Annotated in this window: 17 protein-coding genes; 13 read left to right on the forward strand and 4 right to left on the reverse strand. The window is 33.1% G+C overall.

All coding sequences use genetic code 11. The features are described from left to right. Nucleotides 1-237: 237 nt before the first annotated feature. Nucleotides 238-672, reverse strand: coding sequence for a VOC family protein (locus A9D35_RS08955; RefSeq protein ID WP_066221831.1), 435 nt, complete (start codon nucleotides 670-672; stop codon nucleotides 238-240). 454 nt (nucleotides 673-1,126) lie between these two features. Between A9D35_RS08955 and A9D35_RS18685 the strand changes: the two genes are divergently transcribed. From A9D35_RS18685 to A9D35_RS08965, 3 genes are all read left to right on the forward strand, one after another. Beyond that, nucleotides 1,127-1,276, forward strand: coding sequence for a hypothetical protein (locus A9D35_RS18685; RefSeq protein ID WP_159427051.1), 150 nt, complete (start codon nucleotides 1,127-1,129; stop codon nucleotides 1,274-1,276). Between the two features lie 156 nt (nucleotides 1,277-1,432). Beyond that, nucleotides 1,433-3,400 (forward strand): tetratricopeptide repeat-containing sensor histidine kinase, encoded by a 1,968-nt coding sequence (locus tag A9D35_RS08960; protein ID WP_066225980.1) that lies wholly within the window; start codon nucleotides 1,433-1,435, stop codon nucleotides 3,398-3,400. An 11-nt stretch (nucleotides 3,401-3,411) separates the two neighbouring features. After that, nucleotides 3,412-4,086, forward strand: coding sequence for a response regulator (locus tag A9D35_RS08965; protein WP_066221835.1), 675 nt, complete (start codon nucleotides 3,412-3,414; stop codon nucleotides 4,084-4,086). A 200-nt stretch (nucleotides 4,087-4,286) separates the two neighbouring features. Here A9D35_RS08965 and A9D35_RS08970 read toward each other — a convergent pair whose 3' ends face one another. After that, nucleotides 4,287-4,796: a DUF456 domain-containing protein gene (locus tag A9D35_RS08970; RefSeq protein ID WP_066221838.1), complete on the reverse strand. Its 510-nt coding sequence runs from the start codon at nucleotides 4,794-4,796 to the stop codon at nucleotides 4,287-4,289. Between the two features lie 122 nt (nucleotides 4,797-4,918). Here A9D35_RS08970 and A9D35_RS08975 point away from each other — a divergent pair, with 122 nt between their 5' ends. The 4 genes from A9D35_RS08975 (at nucleotide 4,919) to A9D35_RS08990 (ending at nucleotide 8,807) form a co-directional block, all read left to right on the forward strand. Continuing rightward, a complete protein-coding gene (locus tag A9D35_RS08975; protein WP_066221841.1) occupies nucleotides 4,919-5,278 on the forward strand; it encodes a BlaI/MecI/CopY family transcriptional regulator in 360 nt (119 codons plus the stop codon). Between the two features lie 2 nt (nucleotides 5,279-5,280). Continuing rightward, nucleotides 5,281-6,687: a M56 family metallopeptidase gene (locus A9D35_RS08980; RefSeq protein ID WP_066221844.1), complete on the forward strand. Its 1,407-nt coding sequence runs from the start codon at nucleotides 5,281-5,283 to the stop codon at nucleotides 6,685-6,687. Between the two features lie 32 nt (nucleotides 6,688-6,719). Continuing rightward, the gene (locus tag A9D35_RS08985) at nucleotides 6,720-8,174 is read left to right on the forward strand and encodes a M56 family metallopeptidase (RefSeq protein WP_066221846.1); all 1,455 of its coding nucleotides are present in this window, start codon (nucleotides 6,720-6,722) and stop codon (nucleotides 8,172-8,174) included. 156 nt (nucleotides 8,175-8,330) lie between these two features. Next, nucleotides 8,331-8,807 (forward strand): hypothetical protein, encoded by a 477-nt coding sequence (locus A9D35_RS08990; protein ID WP_066221848.1) that lies wholly within the window; start codon nucleotides 8,331-8,333, stop codon nucleotides 8,805-8,807. Between the two features lie 71 nt (nucleotides 8,808-8,878). Here the strand turns inward: A9D35_RS08990 and A9D35_RS08995 are convergent, their stop codons facing one another. Further along, the gene (locus tag A9D35_RS08995) at nucleotides 8,879-10,006 is read right to left on the reverse strand and encodes a glycosyltransferase family 2 protein (protein WP_066221851.1); all 1,128 of its coding nucleotides are present in this window, start codon (nucleotides 10,004-10,006) and stop codon (nucleotides 8,879-8,881) included. A gap of 3 nt (nucleotides 10,007-10,009) precedes the next feature. Further along, nucleotides 10,010-10,969: a lysylphosphatidylglycerol synthase domain-containing protein gene (locus A9D35_RS09000; protein WP_066221853.1), complete on the reverse strand. Its 960-nt coding sequence runs from the start codon at nucleotides 10,967-10,969 to the stop codon at nucleotides 10,010-10,012. 27 nt (nucleotides 10,970-10,996) lie between these two features. On the opposite strand from A9D35_RS09000, the gene A9D35_RS09005 reads away from it, so the two are divergent. The 6 genes from A9D35_RS09005 to A9D35_RS09030 are packed head-to-tail and all read left to right on the forward strand — an operon-like array spanning nucleotide 10,997 to nucleotide 14,967. Next, nucleotides 10,997-11,665 carry an outer membrane beta-barrel protein gene (locus tag A9D35_RS09005; protein WP_066221856.1) on the forward strand — a complete coding sequence of 223 codons (669 nt, stop codon included), beginning with the start codon at nucleotides 10,997-10,999 and terminating at the stop codon, nucleotides 11,663-11,665. Then, on the forward strand, nucleotides 11,665-12,270 hold the full coding sequence (gene ruvC / locus A9D35_RS09010) for a crossover junction endodeoxyribonuclease RuvC (protein ID WP_066221859.1): 606 nt from the start codon (nucleotides 11,665-11,667) through the stop codon (nucleotides 12,268-12,270). The genes A9D35_RS09005 and ruvC overlap by 1 nt, the downstream gene beginning before the upstream one ends. Continuing rightward, a complete protein-coding gene (gene hemW, locus A9D35_RS09015) occupies nucleotides 12,267-13,427 on the forward strand; it encodes a radical SAM family heme chaperone HemW (protein WP_066221860.1) in 1,161 nt (386 codons plus the stop codon). The genes ruvC and hemW overlap by 4 nt, the downstream gene beginning before the upstream one ends. A 15-nt stretch (nucleotides 13,428-13,442) precedes the next feature. Then, a complete protein-coding gene (locus A9D35_RS09020; RefSeq protein ID WP_066221861.1) occupies nucleotides 13,443-14,198 on the forward strand; it encodes a cyclase family protein in 756 nt (251 codons plus the stop codon). 47 nt (nucleotides 14,199-14,245) lie between these two features. Continuing rightward, nucleotides 14,246-14,608 carry a DUF4260 domain-containing protein gene (locus tag A9D35_RS09025; RefSeq protein WP_066221863.1) on the forward strand — a complete coding sequence of 121 codons (363 nt, stop codon included), beginning with the start codon at nucleotides 14,246-14,248 and terminating at the stop codon, nucleotides 14,606-14,608. Continuing rightward, entirely contained in the window at nucleotides 14,608-14,967 is a 360-nt protein-coding gene (locus A9D35_RS09030) for an MmcQ/YjbR family DNA-binding protein (RefSeq protein WP_066225983.1), read from the forward strand. The genes A9D35_RS09025 and A9D35_RS09030 overlap by 1 nt, the downstream gene beginning before the upstream one ends. Nucleotides 14,968-14,970 lie beyond the last annotated feature (3 nt).

Below are 14,970 nucleotides of genomic sequence, written 5' to 3' on the forward strand. Positions count from 1 at the left end.
CATTGAAGCAAATTAATTTACGTCCTTACACTATCTTTATTTACGTTAAAAACGTTGAAACGGATGTTTTGGTATATGAGTAACAATATTTTAGATGTTAAAATTTATTTTAACATCTAAAGATAAACAAGTCCACTTTAAACTGTTATAAGCCGATTTTTTATCGCAAATGTTATGCCAAGGCTAATAAAAAATACAACTATTAGTGCTATTTAAAATTTGTCTCAATTAAACTTATTATTCCTGAGTTTTAGAATAACTTATCATCCAATTGATATTAAACTTATCTGTAAACATTCCGAAGTAGTCACCCCAAAACGTATCGTCCATTGGCATAGTTACTTTGCCTCCGGCAGAAAGCGATTCAAATAAAGCATCGGCTTTAGCCTTACTTTCTACATTTAAAGATAAGCTAATATTGTTTCCAATAATGGTTTTTACACCCCAATCTCCTACGGTATCACTGCCCATTAAAATTGTAGAATCATCTATTGGTAAACTCATATGCATGATTTTACTTTTATCGGCTTCAGACAGTTCAACACCTTCTTGGGGTGGCATGTCTCCAAACCGACCTAAATACGAAAATTCGCCTCCAAAAACAGATTTATAAAAATTGAAAGCTTCTTCACAATTCCCTAAAAATGTGAGATACGGATTTAATGCTGGCATAATAATATAATTTTTGGTTATCGATTGTTTGTAAGGTCTAATCTGTTAAAATTAATTTTTTTCGGAGTAAAACCATAATTTTTAGTGTTAATAATACTTATTTACAAGGCTTTAAAACATTCTACATTTTCCAATTATAAAATATAAACCTTAGCTATAATTGCAGCAACTCAATAAAAAACAGCATACAGAAATCCCTAAATGTTAAAATTATATGTATTTCATCGATTTATACTGTATTTTACCTGTACGACATTTGGTTTTTACCAAATATTTAACATATATTAGCAGTGTAACTATTTAATATAGTAACGATTAATCCATATATCGCTTCCCTCAAGATATTTTAGGTATAACCACATGTTGGACCCATAAAAGATTTTATTCTTTTTAAACTCTAGCATGACTATTTAGAATTTTAACTAAACCTATATAACCTAAAAAAATTAACCTTATGAAATCCCTAAAAATTACTGTAATTGCCCTTGTTTTATTCGGATCTTTAACTGCATGTGTAAACGAAGAATTAGACGACGATGTACTAGTTGCACCGGACGATGTTGAAGCTACTGTTTTCACCGGTGGAGGTGTTGATGAAAGGTAACACATAATTAAAAATAGTGTTTAAGCCCATATCTAGTAAGATATGGGCTTTTCTTATTTATTTAATTGAAAAATTATAAATACATTTGAGATTACTAAGATTAGGCACTTGAATTATTTTCATAAATTTTTATTAGTTTTTATTAGCTGTTTTAGCTTGCAATTATCTGCACAGGGTAATTCTATAGATTTTATTCACAAACTCTTAGATAAAGCTTCCAACAGTCAAATTTATAATTATAATGATCGTATTGCATTCATTCAAAAAGCCCAAGAGTTGGCTCAAGAATTTAAAATTGATTCTTTAGTTTTAAAAAGTAACTTACAAAAAGAAGCTTTATATGAAGAGTTCAGTTTGGATGATTTATTTTTAAAAACGAATCAGTCAAACCTTGAATTTGCAGAACATAATGGTGATTCTATTAGTCTTGCTAAAGTTTACGAAAACCGAGGTAATTATTATTACAAACGGTCTACTGATAGTGCCTACTACTATTATCATAAAGCAGAAAAAATATATCGTGCTATTCAAGATTCTTTTAATACAGCATCAGCTCTTCTTAACATCGCTCTAATCCAAAAAAACGAAAAGGATTTTATAGGGAGTGAAGTCACATCGTTTGAGGGAGTAAAACTCTTAGATTCCCTGCCTTCCTTAGATAAAATTAACCAAAAAAAAGCATACTTATATAATAATTTGGGTCTAGTGTACGACCAGTTAGACCAATACGAAGATGCTATTAATTACCATAATAAAGCATTAAGCCTAAAACGAAATTTAAAAGGAAAAAATCTACAAACTATAGACAATTCGGTTAATAATTTAGCTCTAGCTTATAAGAATTCTGGGAAATATGAAATTGCCTTAAAATACTATAACGACATCTTAAATAATTCAAAACTAATTGAAGACCGACCTGATTTTTATGCTTTGGTATTAGATAATTACGCACACACCCTATATTTAACCAAGGACAAAACCCAGCTCCCAAACCTCTATTTAAAAGCCTTAAACATTTGTGATAGTATTGGTGCAACCTATAATTCCATCATAATAAATCAGCATTTATCTGAATTTTATTACGATAAAAAACAAACAGATTCGGCTAAGTATTACGCCTATGCTGCTTACGATATTTCTAAAGCGTATCATAACGACGATTTACTAAAATCACTATTATTGCTCTCTAAAATTGAAAGCGATAGCGAAGCGGTAACCCATTACAAATCGTATATCCAACTTAACGATAGCCTTCAAAAAAGTGAACGTGCCGTAAGAAACAAATTTGCCAGAATTAGATATGAAACCAAGGAAATTGAATTAAAAAATCAACAAATTTCTAAAGAGCGCTTGCTGTTTATGTTACTTTCGTTAGGATTACTACTTACTTCCTTCTTGGTATTCATTATCGTATCTCAACGCAATAAAAACAAATCCCTTCAATTTAAACAGCAGCAACAACAAACCAACGAGGAGATTTATAACCTCATGCTTTCTCAACAAGATAAAATTGATGAAGCACGAACCTTAGAGAAGCGACGTATTTCGGAAGAACTACACGACGGTATTCTAGGGCGATTGTTTGGCACACGTCTAAGTTTAGATAGTTTAAATGCCAGCACGAGAGAAGAAGATATAGCAACTCGAAGTAATTATCTTGACGAATTAAAGGCTATAGAATTTGAGGTACGCAAGGTTTCTCACGATTTAAATGTAGACTTTGTATCGCACTCCGGTTATATAGACATCATAAAAACGCTATTAGACAAACAAACTTTGGCTTATAATTTAAAATGTCATTTAAAACACGACGACACGATTAATTGGGATGCGGTTTCAAATAAAATAAAAATCCATTTTTATAGAATTATTCAAGAGGCGCTTCAAAACACCTATAAACATGCCGAAGCAGACGAGATTTATATCGAATTCTACACCAAAGAAAACGACATTTGTTTAGACATCGTAGATAATGGTGTAGGCTTTAATTTCACCAAATCTAAAAAAGGCATAGGTTTAAAAAACATGACCTCGAGAGTGAAAGAAATTAACGGGTTATTGGTTATTAATTCGGATAAAAATCAAGGCACCAAAATTACGATTAGCACACCTATATATAATTAAAAAGAACTACCATGAAAGAGACGATTAGAATTTTAATGACAGATGATCATCCTATGATTTTAGAAGGGTATCAAAACACATTATTATCGACTAAGAAACCTCAGCAAGAATTGCATATCGACACGGCAAACAATTGCGACCAGTCTGTTGAAGCCATGTACAAAAGTATACATACCGAACAACCTTACGATGTGCTTTTTATAGATATTAAAATGCCCCCATCAGAAGATGGGAAATATACCAGCGGTGAAGATTTAGCTAGATTAGCACGTAAAATATTACCCAAGGCAAAAATTGTTATCCTTACCATGTTTAACGAAACTTACCGTATACATAATATAGTAGAAGAATTTAAACCCGAAGGTTTTCTTATTAAAAGCGATTTAACGTCTCGTGAATTAGCAAGTGCTTTCCAAGCCATATTACATCATCCTCCGTTTTACAGCGGAAGTGTAAACAGGTATTTAAAACAAACCATTATTAGTGATATTTATTTAGACGATAAAAATCGTAGAATTCTCTATTTACTCTCACAAGGTATAAAAACAAAAAACTTAGCAGAACATGTCGATCTATCTTTAAGTGGTGTTGAAAAACGAAAAAAACAACTAAAAATGTTATTCGCCATTGAAGACGGACAAGATGAAACCTTAATTGAAGAAGCAAGAAAACTAGGATTCATTTAGTGAATTCCCTAAAAAAAGTTGAAAAAACTCCAAAAAAATGAGAAAAGTACGGTTTTACCGTAAGTAAAATATATTTATACCTATTATCTTTGTAACAGTATCAACTACTACATAATTAATTAATCCCTCAAGTAATTAATTGTTTGATAATAGCAAATTACAACTAAGCCTTATAGATCCCCTCTATAAGGTTTTCTTTTTTAAAACGGATTGAAGCCTTCTTTATACTTCCAAAACAACCGAATAAAAAGTCCAAAATACACCATAGCAACTATAAACTTTAATAAGGTCCCTGTAAGAAAGCCTAAAAACGATCCAAAAGCTGCTTTAGCCGCTGTTTTATGATTGGCCTTATAAATCATTTCTCCTACAAATGCCCCTATAAATGGCCAAACAATGATTCCTATAAATCCTAGTATAGGAAACAGAATAGACACCACTAACCCGACCGTGGTTCCTATAACTCCAGATCTGGTTCCTCCAAATTTCTTCGTTCCCATTACAGGTATTGCATAATCCAAAAGCACAATACCTATAGCAATAACAAGTGTAATACCTAAAACGGTCCAGTTATTAGGTATGGTCTTGGTTAAATATAATAACAACAACCCTAACCAACTTATTGGTGGCCCTGGTAAAACAGGTAAAAAACTACCTAGTATGCCAACTATCATACATATAAAACCCAGAATAATTAATGCTATATCCATAGTTTAAATTTAAGTGAATAGCGAAGTTACATATTTTATTTTCAGTTTTTACGACTAAAAAATTAGTTTAAACTAAAAATTTAGTTATATTTGAATTAAGATAAAACTAAAAACTTAGTTGAATGAAATCATTAACAAAAGCAGAAGAAGAAATCATGCAAGTACTTTGGCAACTAGAACACGCCAATGTAAAAGCCATTATAGAAGAATTACCAGACCCAAAACCAGCCTATAATACGGTATCTACTATTGTTAGAATATTAGAGAGTAAAGGCTTTGTAGATTATGAGAAACAAGGAAAAGGTCACTTTTATTTTCCTTTAATCTCAAAACAAGATTATAGCAACCAGTCCTTAAACACTTTGGTTGATAATTATTTTCAAGGTTCCTTTAAAAGTTTAGTATCCTTTTTTGTTAAAAAGAATGATATGAGCTTAAAAGAATTAGAAGCTGTAATGAAGGAAATCGAAAAAAACAAGTAATTATGCTACACTATATTTTACAAACCATAGCGTTCCAGTTTTTCTTTTTATTGGTTTTCGATTTATTTTTAAAACGCGAAACCTTCTTTAATTGGAACCGATTTTACTTGTTGTTCACCCCTATCGCTTCATTAATTTTACCCGTAATTAAGATAAATTCTTTTAAACAACTAGTTCCTCCATCGTATGTTATCCAATTGCCCGAAGTTATTTTAAATCCCGATGCAAATACCTTACAAACGCAATTATTGCCCACTGTTTATCTTAAAAACAGCACTTCGTTTTGGTCCTGGGAAACTATACTTTATTTAGGTATTGTTATGGCGGCAATCATCTTTTTGGTTAAAATATTAAGACTTATAAAAACCATTGTAAACGGCAATAAAAATAAAGAGCACGGACTCACCCTTGTAACGATTAAAAACAGTACAGCCGCGTTTTCATTCTTTAATTATGTGTTTTTAGGAGACTGCATTCCAAAAGACACTTATGCTACAATTTTATCTCACGAAAGTGTACATATAAAACAAAAACACAGCTTCGATTTACTGTTTTTCGAACTACTTCGAATCGTGTTTTGGTTTAATCCGTTAGTGTATATGTACCAAAACCGTATGGTAACGCTTCACGAATATATTGCCGATGCTTTGGTGGTAAAACATCAAGATAAAACAACTTATTACGAAAACTTATTAAGTCAGGTTTTCGAAGTCAATGCTATTTCATTCATCAATCCATTTTTTAAACAATCATTAATCAAAAAACGAATCATTATGTTAACAAAATCGAAATCAAAACAAATTCATTTATTAAAGTATGCTTTAATTATTCCTTTAATTACAATAATGCTCTTTTACACCTCTAACACAGGGTATTCACAAACTATAGAATCAGCGCCTGCAGAACCTCAAAATCTAACAGAGAAGGAAGTCATTTTAAATTCGGAAGCAACAAAAATACATGTTTCAGGAACAACTGAAAATTCAGTAAAAACGATTGTTGCTGTTAATACAAAGCCCCAAGTAGATCAAATAGAACAAAATGATTTAGTTGAGGTTCCTTTTAGTGTCGTAGACAAAATTCCGTCATATCCTGAATGCGAAGACCTAGAAAGAGAAGAGCAGATGAAATGTGTGTCTAACAAAATATCAAGTTTTGTTACTCAAAACTTCGACACCAATTTGGCTAAGAAAGAAGGATTAACGGGACTTCAACGAGTTAACGTCATATTTAAAATTGATAAAAAAGGTAATATTACAAGTATTGCAACACGATCAAAATCAGAAACATTAGAGCATGAAGCTAAACGTGTTATAGCAATGATACCAAACATGATACCAGGTGAACAAAAAGGAAAAAAAGTAGTTGTCCCTTATTCACTACCCATAATATTTAGTGTTTCAAAATAACAATTTGAATATTAACCGTAAAACAAGTAATTATGTTACACTACATTTTACAAACCATAGCGTTCCAGTTGTTCTTTTTATTGGTTTTCGATTTATTTTTAAAACGCGAAACCTTCTTTAATTGGAACCGATTTTACTTGTTATTTACCCCTATCGCTTCATTAATTCTGCCTGTAATTAAGATAAATTCTTTTAAACAACTGGTCCCAGAATCGTATGTCATTCAATTGCCCGAAGTTATCTTAAATCCCGATGCAAATACCTTACAAACGCAATTATTGCCAACTGTTTATCTTAAAAACAGCACTTCGTTTTGGTCCTGGGAAACTATACTTTATTTAGGTATTGTTATGGCGGCAATCATCTTTTTGATAAAAATATCCAGACTTATAAAAACCATTATAAACGGCAATAAAAATAAAGAGCACGGACTCACCCTTGTAACGATTAAAAACAGTACAGCCGCGTTTTCATTCTTTAATTATGTGTTTTTAGGAGACTGCATTCCAAAAGACACTTATGCTACAATTTTATCTCACGAGAGTGTTCATATAAAACAAAAACACAGCTTCGATTTACTGTTTTTCGAACTACTTCGAATCTTGTTTTGGTTTAATCCGTTAGTGTATATGTACCAAAACCGCATGGTAACGCTTCACGAATATATCGCCGATGCATTGGTGGTAAAACATCAAGATAAAACAACTTATTACGAAAACTTATTAAGTCAGGTTTTCGAAGTCAATGCTATTTCATTCATCAATCCATTTTTTAAACAATCATTAATCAAAAAACGAATCATTATGTTAACAAAATCAAAATCAAAACAAATTCATTTATTAAAGTATGCGCTATTAATTCCTATGGTGTCTAGCATGTTATTGTATACATCTTGTAACAACGATAGTGCTATTTCAGAAACGTCAATAGAAAACAATGCAGACCGCACAGATGTTTTACAAAATATTGAAATCTTAAAAGAATCTATCGAAGCAAAAGGTGAAGTTTCTAAAGAAGAACAAGAGGCCATAATATCTATACTAGCCACAAGTTATTCTTTAAGCAACCCTGAACAAAAAAAAGCAACAAGCACGGAATCAGATTTAGAAGGGGAAATTAGAAACGACGTAGAAGTGCCGTATAGCGTTGTTGAACAACCACCTGTATTTCCAGGTTGCGAAAATTTAACTAGCGATGAACAACGAAAATGTATGGCTACTAAAATCTCTCAATTTGTCGGAAAGAATTACAATACTAATTTAGCAACAGAAATAGGAGCTACAGGCAGACAACGTATTATTGTAATGTTTAAAATTGATAATCAAGGAAATATTATAGGCGCAAAAGCAAGAGCCTCTGAAGAGCCTTTAGCCAGAGAAGCTGAACGAGTAGTAAATTTGCTACCCAAAATGATACCAGGAAAACAAAAAGGAAAAGACGTAACTGTAGCCTACTCCTTACCAATTGTATTTCAGATCGCAGAATAATAAAAGTAAAACAGTTAAAAAACCGAGGCCTAAGTCTCGGTTTTTTGGTTTTATAAACTTCTAAAAGCAAAAGACTTTAAGCTTTTCGGTTAAGAATTGATTCGGAAAAAGTGTTAAATACCAAAAATATTGTATTTTCGAGTTTCATCTTAAACTATGAAGCATTTCGTATTTATTCTTGTATTGCTGTTAATCTGTGCGTGCGACGATTTAAAGGTGAAAAAAACATCTACAGAAGCTATTTTAAATGAAGAATTACAGTCGTTTAAATGGAATGAAGTCGATGAATACCCTACCTTTTCTTCCTGTGAAACCTCGAATAGCCAACAGGACAGAAAAGTATGTTTTGAACAAACATTAGCTACCGTTATTTTAAATCATTTAGAAGCCGAACGCATCATTGTAAACCATGATGTATTAGACACTATTAAGATTCAATTTAAAATCTCTGATACTGGAGAACTAAGCTTGCATGATTTTAAAGTCGACTCTACAACCCAAGCAGAAATTCCAAACATAAAACTTTTAATTACTTCTAGTTTAGATAGTCTTCCCCGAATAGAACCGGCAATAAAGCGTGGACAAAAAGTAAATAGCGAGTTCACGCTACCTATTATTATTAAAGTAAATTAAATCTTTTTCAGTAGACCTAAAAGTCAGAAACATAGTCATTGGTTCTACTTAAAAAACAATTAATCCATTCATTATTTAGAAAATGCGCGATCCTTCCATTTATAGGTCGTAAATACCGAGCTTACCGCCACAAATGTGCAAAATATAGGATACAAAATAGCCGCGAATGGATACCAAATTAATGTTCCTTTCTGGTTAAAAAATTGTGCACTTTTATATATTAGGCCAAAATCCATACCACATTTCACCAGAGCAATTCCTAAGAAGTAAAGCGGTGAAAAATCGCCAAAACACATCAAAATAAAAAGAGATAGTAACAAGGCATTCATACTAAAAACCAAAAGCCCTGTTAGTTGGCTAAATGTATTTTTATAAGCTTTGGTTTTCGATGCCCAACGTTTACGCTGATTCAGTAAACCCTGTAAAGAAGATTGGGAGTGCGTATAAACTACAGCATCTTGAGCTTTTAAATAGTGAACCGATTCGGGATAGGTATCACTAATTTTTTCTAGTAAAAAAATATCATCTCCGCTAGCAATACTATCGTTTTCTTGAAATCCGTTTACCCCATTAAAGGCTTGTTTGGTGTATGCCAAATTCGCGCCATTACATAAAAAGGGTTTATTAATTCCGAAACCTCCTAAAGTTGCCCCTTGCAGACTCATAAAATCAAACCACTGAAAAATATTCAAAAAACGAGATGTGGTAAAATAGGTTACGGGTGCAATGATAAACTGACAAGGATTATGCTGAATAAAACTATTAAAACAACGTAACCACGTTTTTGGAAGCTTACAATCGGCATCTGTAGTTAGAATCCAGTCGAATTTAGCTTGAGAAATAGCCAAACTTATGGCATCCTTTTTTGGTGAATTTGAAACTCGTTTATTTTGAAGTAACCTTACTTGGAGTTGAGAATGTGTCTTAATAAAATCATGAACTAAAGCTTCAGACTCATCCGTAGAGCCATCATTAATCAGTAACACTTCAAACCTATTATCATCGTAATCTAAGGCTGCTATAGATTGTAATAACTCTGGTAAATAATCCGCTTCATTTCTAAACGGAATAACTCCAGAAAATCCTGTTGCATACACCTCTCTTTTCGTTTTAAAATCAGGAACTTTTAAAAATCCGAAATAAAAACATCCAATTAAAACCGTATAAAACATTAAAAGAGTTACGCTCAACACCATCATATATTAGGCCTTTGGAAGTTTAAAATTCAGCACAAAATAACTTCCTATTACACTTGGAAGAACCGTATTTAAAATCCACATAAGTAAAATACAACTCAGTACAACCACTTCATTAATATTGAAAAATGAAAACAAATACACCGCAATACTGCCCTTTAAGACAACATCGAAAATAAAAATACTAGGTAAAATGGATGCTAACACATACATACTAGAAATAAGCATCATAGCCTTTAAATACGTTATATCGACTTGAAACATCTGTAACAAAACATAAAACTGAAACGAGAAAATAACATAGCGTATAAACGAGAGTAATAAGGTTATTCCAAACAATTTTAGGCTCATACTTTTAAAAAAATTCTTAATTTTTGGCATCCATCTTTCTGGCTTCAAATACATTTTCATCAGGATAAATAAGCCCAAAATTAATACGCTTAATACAACATAATTCGACCAATGCAACACTCTAAAACTTATATTCAAGGGAAATTCCGAAGTAAAAAACAGCAAGCCTAAGCAGCCAAAAAACGTGGTTATTAGCATTTGCGCCACATTTCCAACACCATTTAAGCCCAAAATTCGAGTTCTATAGGGCTTAGTAAAATACAAGGCTTTTGCACCATAATCGCCAATACGATTTGGAGTAAAAAGGGAAGCGGTATGGGCGCCTAAAATTTGCTTAGCTGCAGTAGTTAATGTGATTTCACAGACTGTATTTACAAGGGTTTTCCATTTTAAAATCTCGAAAAACCAGTTTAAAATAGTTAATAAAACTAAGCCAAAAACAACGTTAAAGGTCGTCGTACTAGATGCCAAAAGCGCACTAAAATCTATAAGCGACAACCCATCTGTTTGCGACAGTTTATAATAGATGAAATAAAAACTACTGCCAATTATCGATAACTTAAGCAGATAAGTTAAGAATTGATTAGATTTGTAAGTAAGTGCCTTGGCGTACATAGTGCAAATTAAACCTTTTATTGTAAGATGTCTTCTAAATTAAACAAACAAAAATACATAACCGGTCTGCTCATCTTTTTATTCTTAATTTCTGTAAAAGGATATGCTCAAAAAGATGAAGATGTATTACGCATCGAATTGAGTTTTGGTGGAAACCATGCTTTTACTAGTGGATTTGCACAAATTTATGCTTCCGAAGATCCTAAAACCGAAGGCCGCGGATTTAATTTGCCAACCCTAAATTTTGGTGGTCAATACATGTTTTCCGAAACCTTAGGAGCGAAATTAGATATAGGTTTTAGTCGAATTTTCAGCGCTAATGATTCACCCGAATTTAAAATTAACTACACGCGTATTAATGCTCAAGTGGTTTACGACTATTCTCGCTTTATAGGTTTTATTCCGGAAGAAGTTACCCTATTAGCACATGCCGGACCTGGATTTTCGGCCGTGAGACCTTTAGGAACCATAAACGATAACGACCAAAATTATTTAAACGCCATACTTGGCACACAGATTCTTTATATGTTTAGCAGGAATACGAGCGTCTTTTTCGATGCTTCCTACATTCATGGTTTTTCTAATCCGGACACCTATGCGCCACCTTCAGAAGGTTTGGGTGCTTTTAATGGTAGTATGCTAACATTTACCGTTGGGGTTTCCTTATCTTTGAGCGGATGTTATTTTTGTAATTAATGAGTAAAGAACGTATTATTTTAGGGATTGACCCCGGAACCACAATCATGGGGTTCGGACTAATTAAAGTTGTAGGAAAAACCATGACTTTTTTACAATTAAATGAATTAGATTTAAAAAAATACGACGATCATTATTTAAAACTGAAACTCATTTTTGAACGTACTATCGAGCTCATAGAAACCCATCATCCGGACGAAATTGCTATTGAAGCGCCTTTCTTCGGAAAAAACGTTCAGAGTATGCTTAAACTTGGTCGTGCCCAAGGTGTTGCCATGGCTGCCGGTTTATCGCGTGAAGTTCCCATAACCGAATATTCACCGAAAAAAATTAAAATGGCCATTACCGGAAACGGTAATGCTAGTAAAGAGCAAGTTGCCAAAATGCTTCAAAGTTTGTTACAACTAAAAACCTTGCCTAAAAACCTAGATGCCACCGATGGACTGGCCGCAGCGGTATGTCATTTTTATAACGAAGGCCGCGTAGAAATAGGTAAAAGTTATTCGGGGTGGTCTAGTTTTGTAAAGCAAAACGAAGCTCGAGTTACCACTACAACGGTAAAAAAAACAAGCATTAAAACAGGTGTAAAACAAATTAAAAAATGACCTTAAACATCCATCCCAAAGAAACGAGTACTGGTGTTGGCATTTATATTCATATCCCGTTTTGTAAACAAGCCTGTTTTTATTGCGACTTTCATTTTTCGACCTCATTAAAAAAGAAAAACGAAGTCATTGAAGCACTAATTACTGAATTAGAGTTAAGAAAAAATGAATTTGAAAACGATACGGTAGCGACCATATATTTTGGTGGAGGAACGCCAAGCGTTTTGTCTTTAGAAGAAATTAATAGTATTCTAAATGCCGTGTATTCTAATTACAAGGTGATTAAAGATCCGGAAATCACACTCGAAGCCAACCCTGATGATTTATCGGAAGCGAAAATTATAGAACTATCAAAAAGTAAAATTAACAGGCTAAGTATTGGAGTACAATCTTTTTTCGAAGCCGATTTAAAACTTATGAATCGTGCCCATAATGCTGTAGAGGCCAAAACCTGCTTAGCGCTTGCAACTCAGTATTTCAATAATATTTCTGTCGATTTAATTTATGGGATTCCTGGTGCTACAGATCAGCAATGGCTCGAAAATATTCAAACTGTTCTAGATTTCAATATTCCACATATCTCGAGCTATGCCTTAACAGTAGAACCTAAAACAGCTTTAGACGCCTTAATAAAAAAAGGAAAAATTGAGGATGTCAATGAAGCCCAAGCGGAGAGGCAGTTTCATATATTAATCGAGACCTTAACCACTGCCGGGTTCCAGCATTACGAATTGTCAAATTTCAGTAAACCCGGATACTACAGCAAAAATAATTCGGCGTATTGGCAAGGAAAAAGATATATAGGTATTGGGCCATCGGCACATTCTTACTCGGGCGAGTCTCGCAGTTGGAATATTGCAAACAACACAAAATACGTAAAAAGCCTTCGGCAACATATTTTACCTAGTGAGGTTGAAATTCTAACTATTAAAGATAAATACAACGAATATATTATGACCGGTCTTCGAACCGTTTGGGGGGTGTCTTTAACCTATTTAGAAACCGAATTTGGCTCAGAATATAAAAGCTATCTTTTAGCACAATCTGATAAATATTTAAAGGAAGAATTGTTGTATATTGATGGTGAAAATCTAAAAGTAACCCCAAAAGGCAAATTTTTAAGCGATGGCATTGCATCCCATTTGTTTAAGATTTAAAATATTAGTTTTATTATGATTGCAACCATTCAAACAAATTCAAAAAAGTATAAAATAGATTTCACACAGCCCTTAGATATTTCTATCCCCTTAAGTGCTTCATCAACAAATGTTACGGCTTGGTATGTAGATCCTCCAAAAATAGAACCTGTTGTAGACGACGAAGGTTCTGTTGCACGAGTATCGGAAGGTGCTTCAATAAACTTTAATAATATTTCTTTCAATCCGCATTCTCACGGGACGCATACCGAATGTGTTGGGCATATTACAGAAGACGTACATTCCGTAAATCAAAATCTAAAAGAATATTTCTTTTTAGCAGAAGTTATTACTGTTGTGGTAGAAAAATTTGGAGATGACCTGGTCATTTCTAAAAAACAGTTGCAGTTTGCTTTAGGAAACAAAAAGCGGAAAGCAGTAATTATTAGAACCATTCCTAACACTTTAGAAAAGTTAAGTAAACAATATTCGCATACCAACCCGCCCTATTTGCAAGAAGATGCAGCGGTGTATTTAAGAGAAAAAGGTGTAGATCATTTATTAGTCGATTTGCCTAGTATCGACAAGGAAAAAGACGACGGACAGTGGTTGGCGCATCATGCGTTCTGGGATACTAAAGGCGAGCTTAGAAAACATGCTACAGTAACAGAATTTGTGTATGTACATAATTATATTCAAGACGGCACCTATTTTTTAAATCTGCAAATTGCACCGATTGAAAATGATGCCACACCAAGTAAACCCATTTTATATCAAGTGCTTACAGATTGATTTTGTAACTTTATATTTTCTGAAGAACTTTTTAAATTAAAACCTTAATGAAGACGCTGTTAAAGTTAGAAGAAGTAGGCATGCTCCTACTCGCTATCTATCTATTTAGTCAATTATCCTTTGCCTGGTGGTGGTATTTAGCTTTATTCTTTTTACCAGATGCCGGATTTGTAGGCTATGTTTTTAGCAATAAAATAGGAGCGTTTCTATATAATATTTTACATCATAAAGGGGTTGCAATTGTGCTCTATATCGCTGGAACGTTTTGGCATATTGAAATATTACAATTAGCCGGATTGGTTATGTTTGGTCATGCAGCTTTCGACCGCCTTTTTGGATACGGATTGAAATACAACGACAGTTTTCATAATACACATTTAGGATACATAGGAAAATCTAAAGCCTCATGATGAACATTGAACAACTTTACGAGTATTGCCTTAAAAAGAAAGGTGTTACAGAAACCTTTCCTTTCGATAAAGACACCCTTGTTTTAAAAGTTTTTGGAAAGATGTTTTTACTGACCTCTTTAAAAGGTTGGGAAGAAGGCACGCCTTCAATAAATTTAAAATGCGATCCTGAAAAAGCTGAAAATTTAAGAGCAAATTACAATAGTATAATTCCTGGCTACCACATGAGTAAAAAACACTGGAACACCTTAAAACTCAATCAAGGTGACTTACAAATCCCCTTTGTTTTAGAACTTATAGACCATTCCTACGATTTGGTGGTGCAAGGTTTACCAAAAAAATTACGAGATACATTATAAAAA

The sequence above is a fragment of the Formosa haliotis genome (assembly GCF_001685485.1).
Lineage (GTDB): Bacteria > Bacteroidota > Bacteroidia > Flavobacteriales > Flavobacteriaceae > Formosa > Formosa haliotis.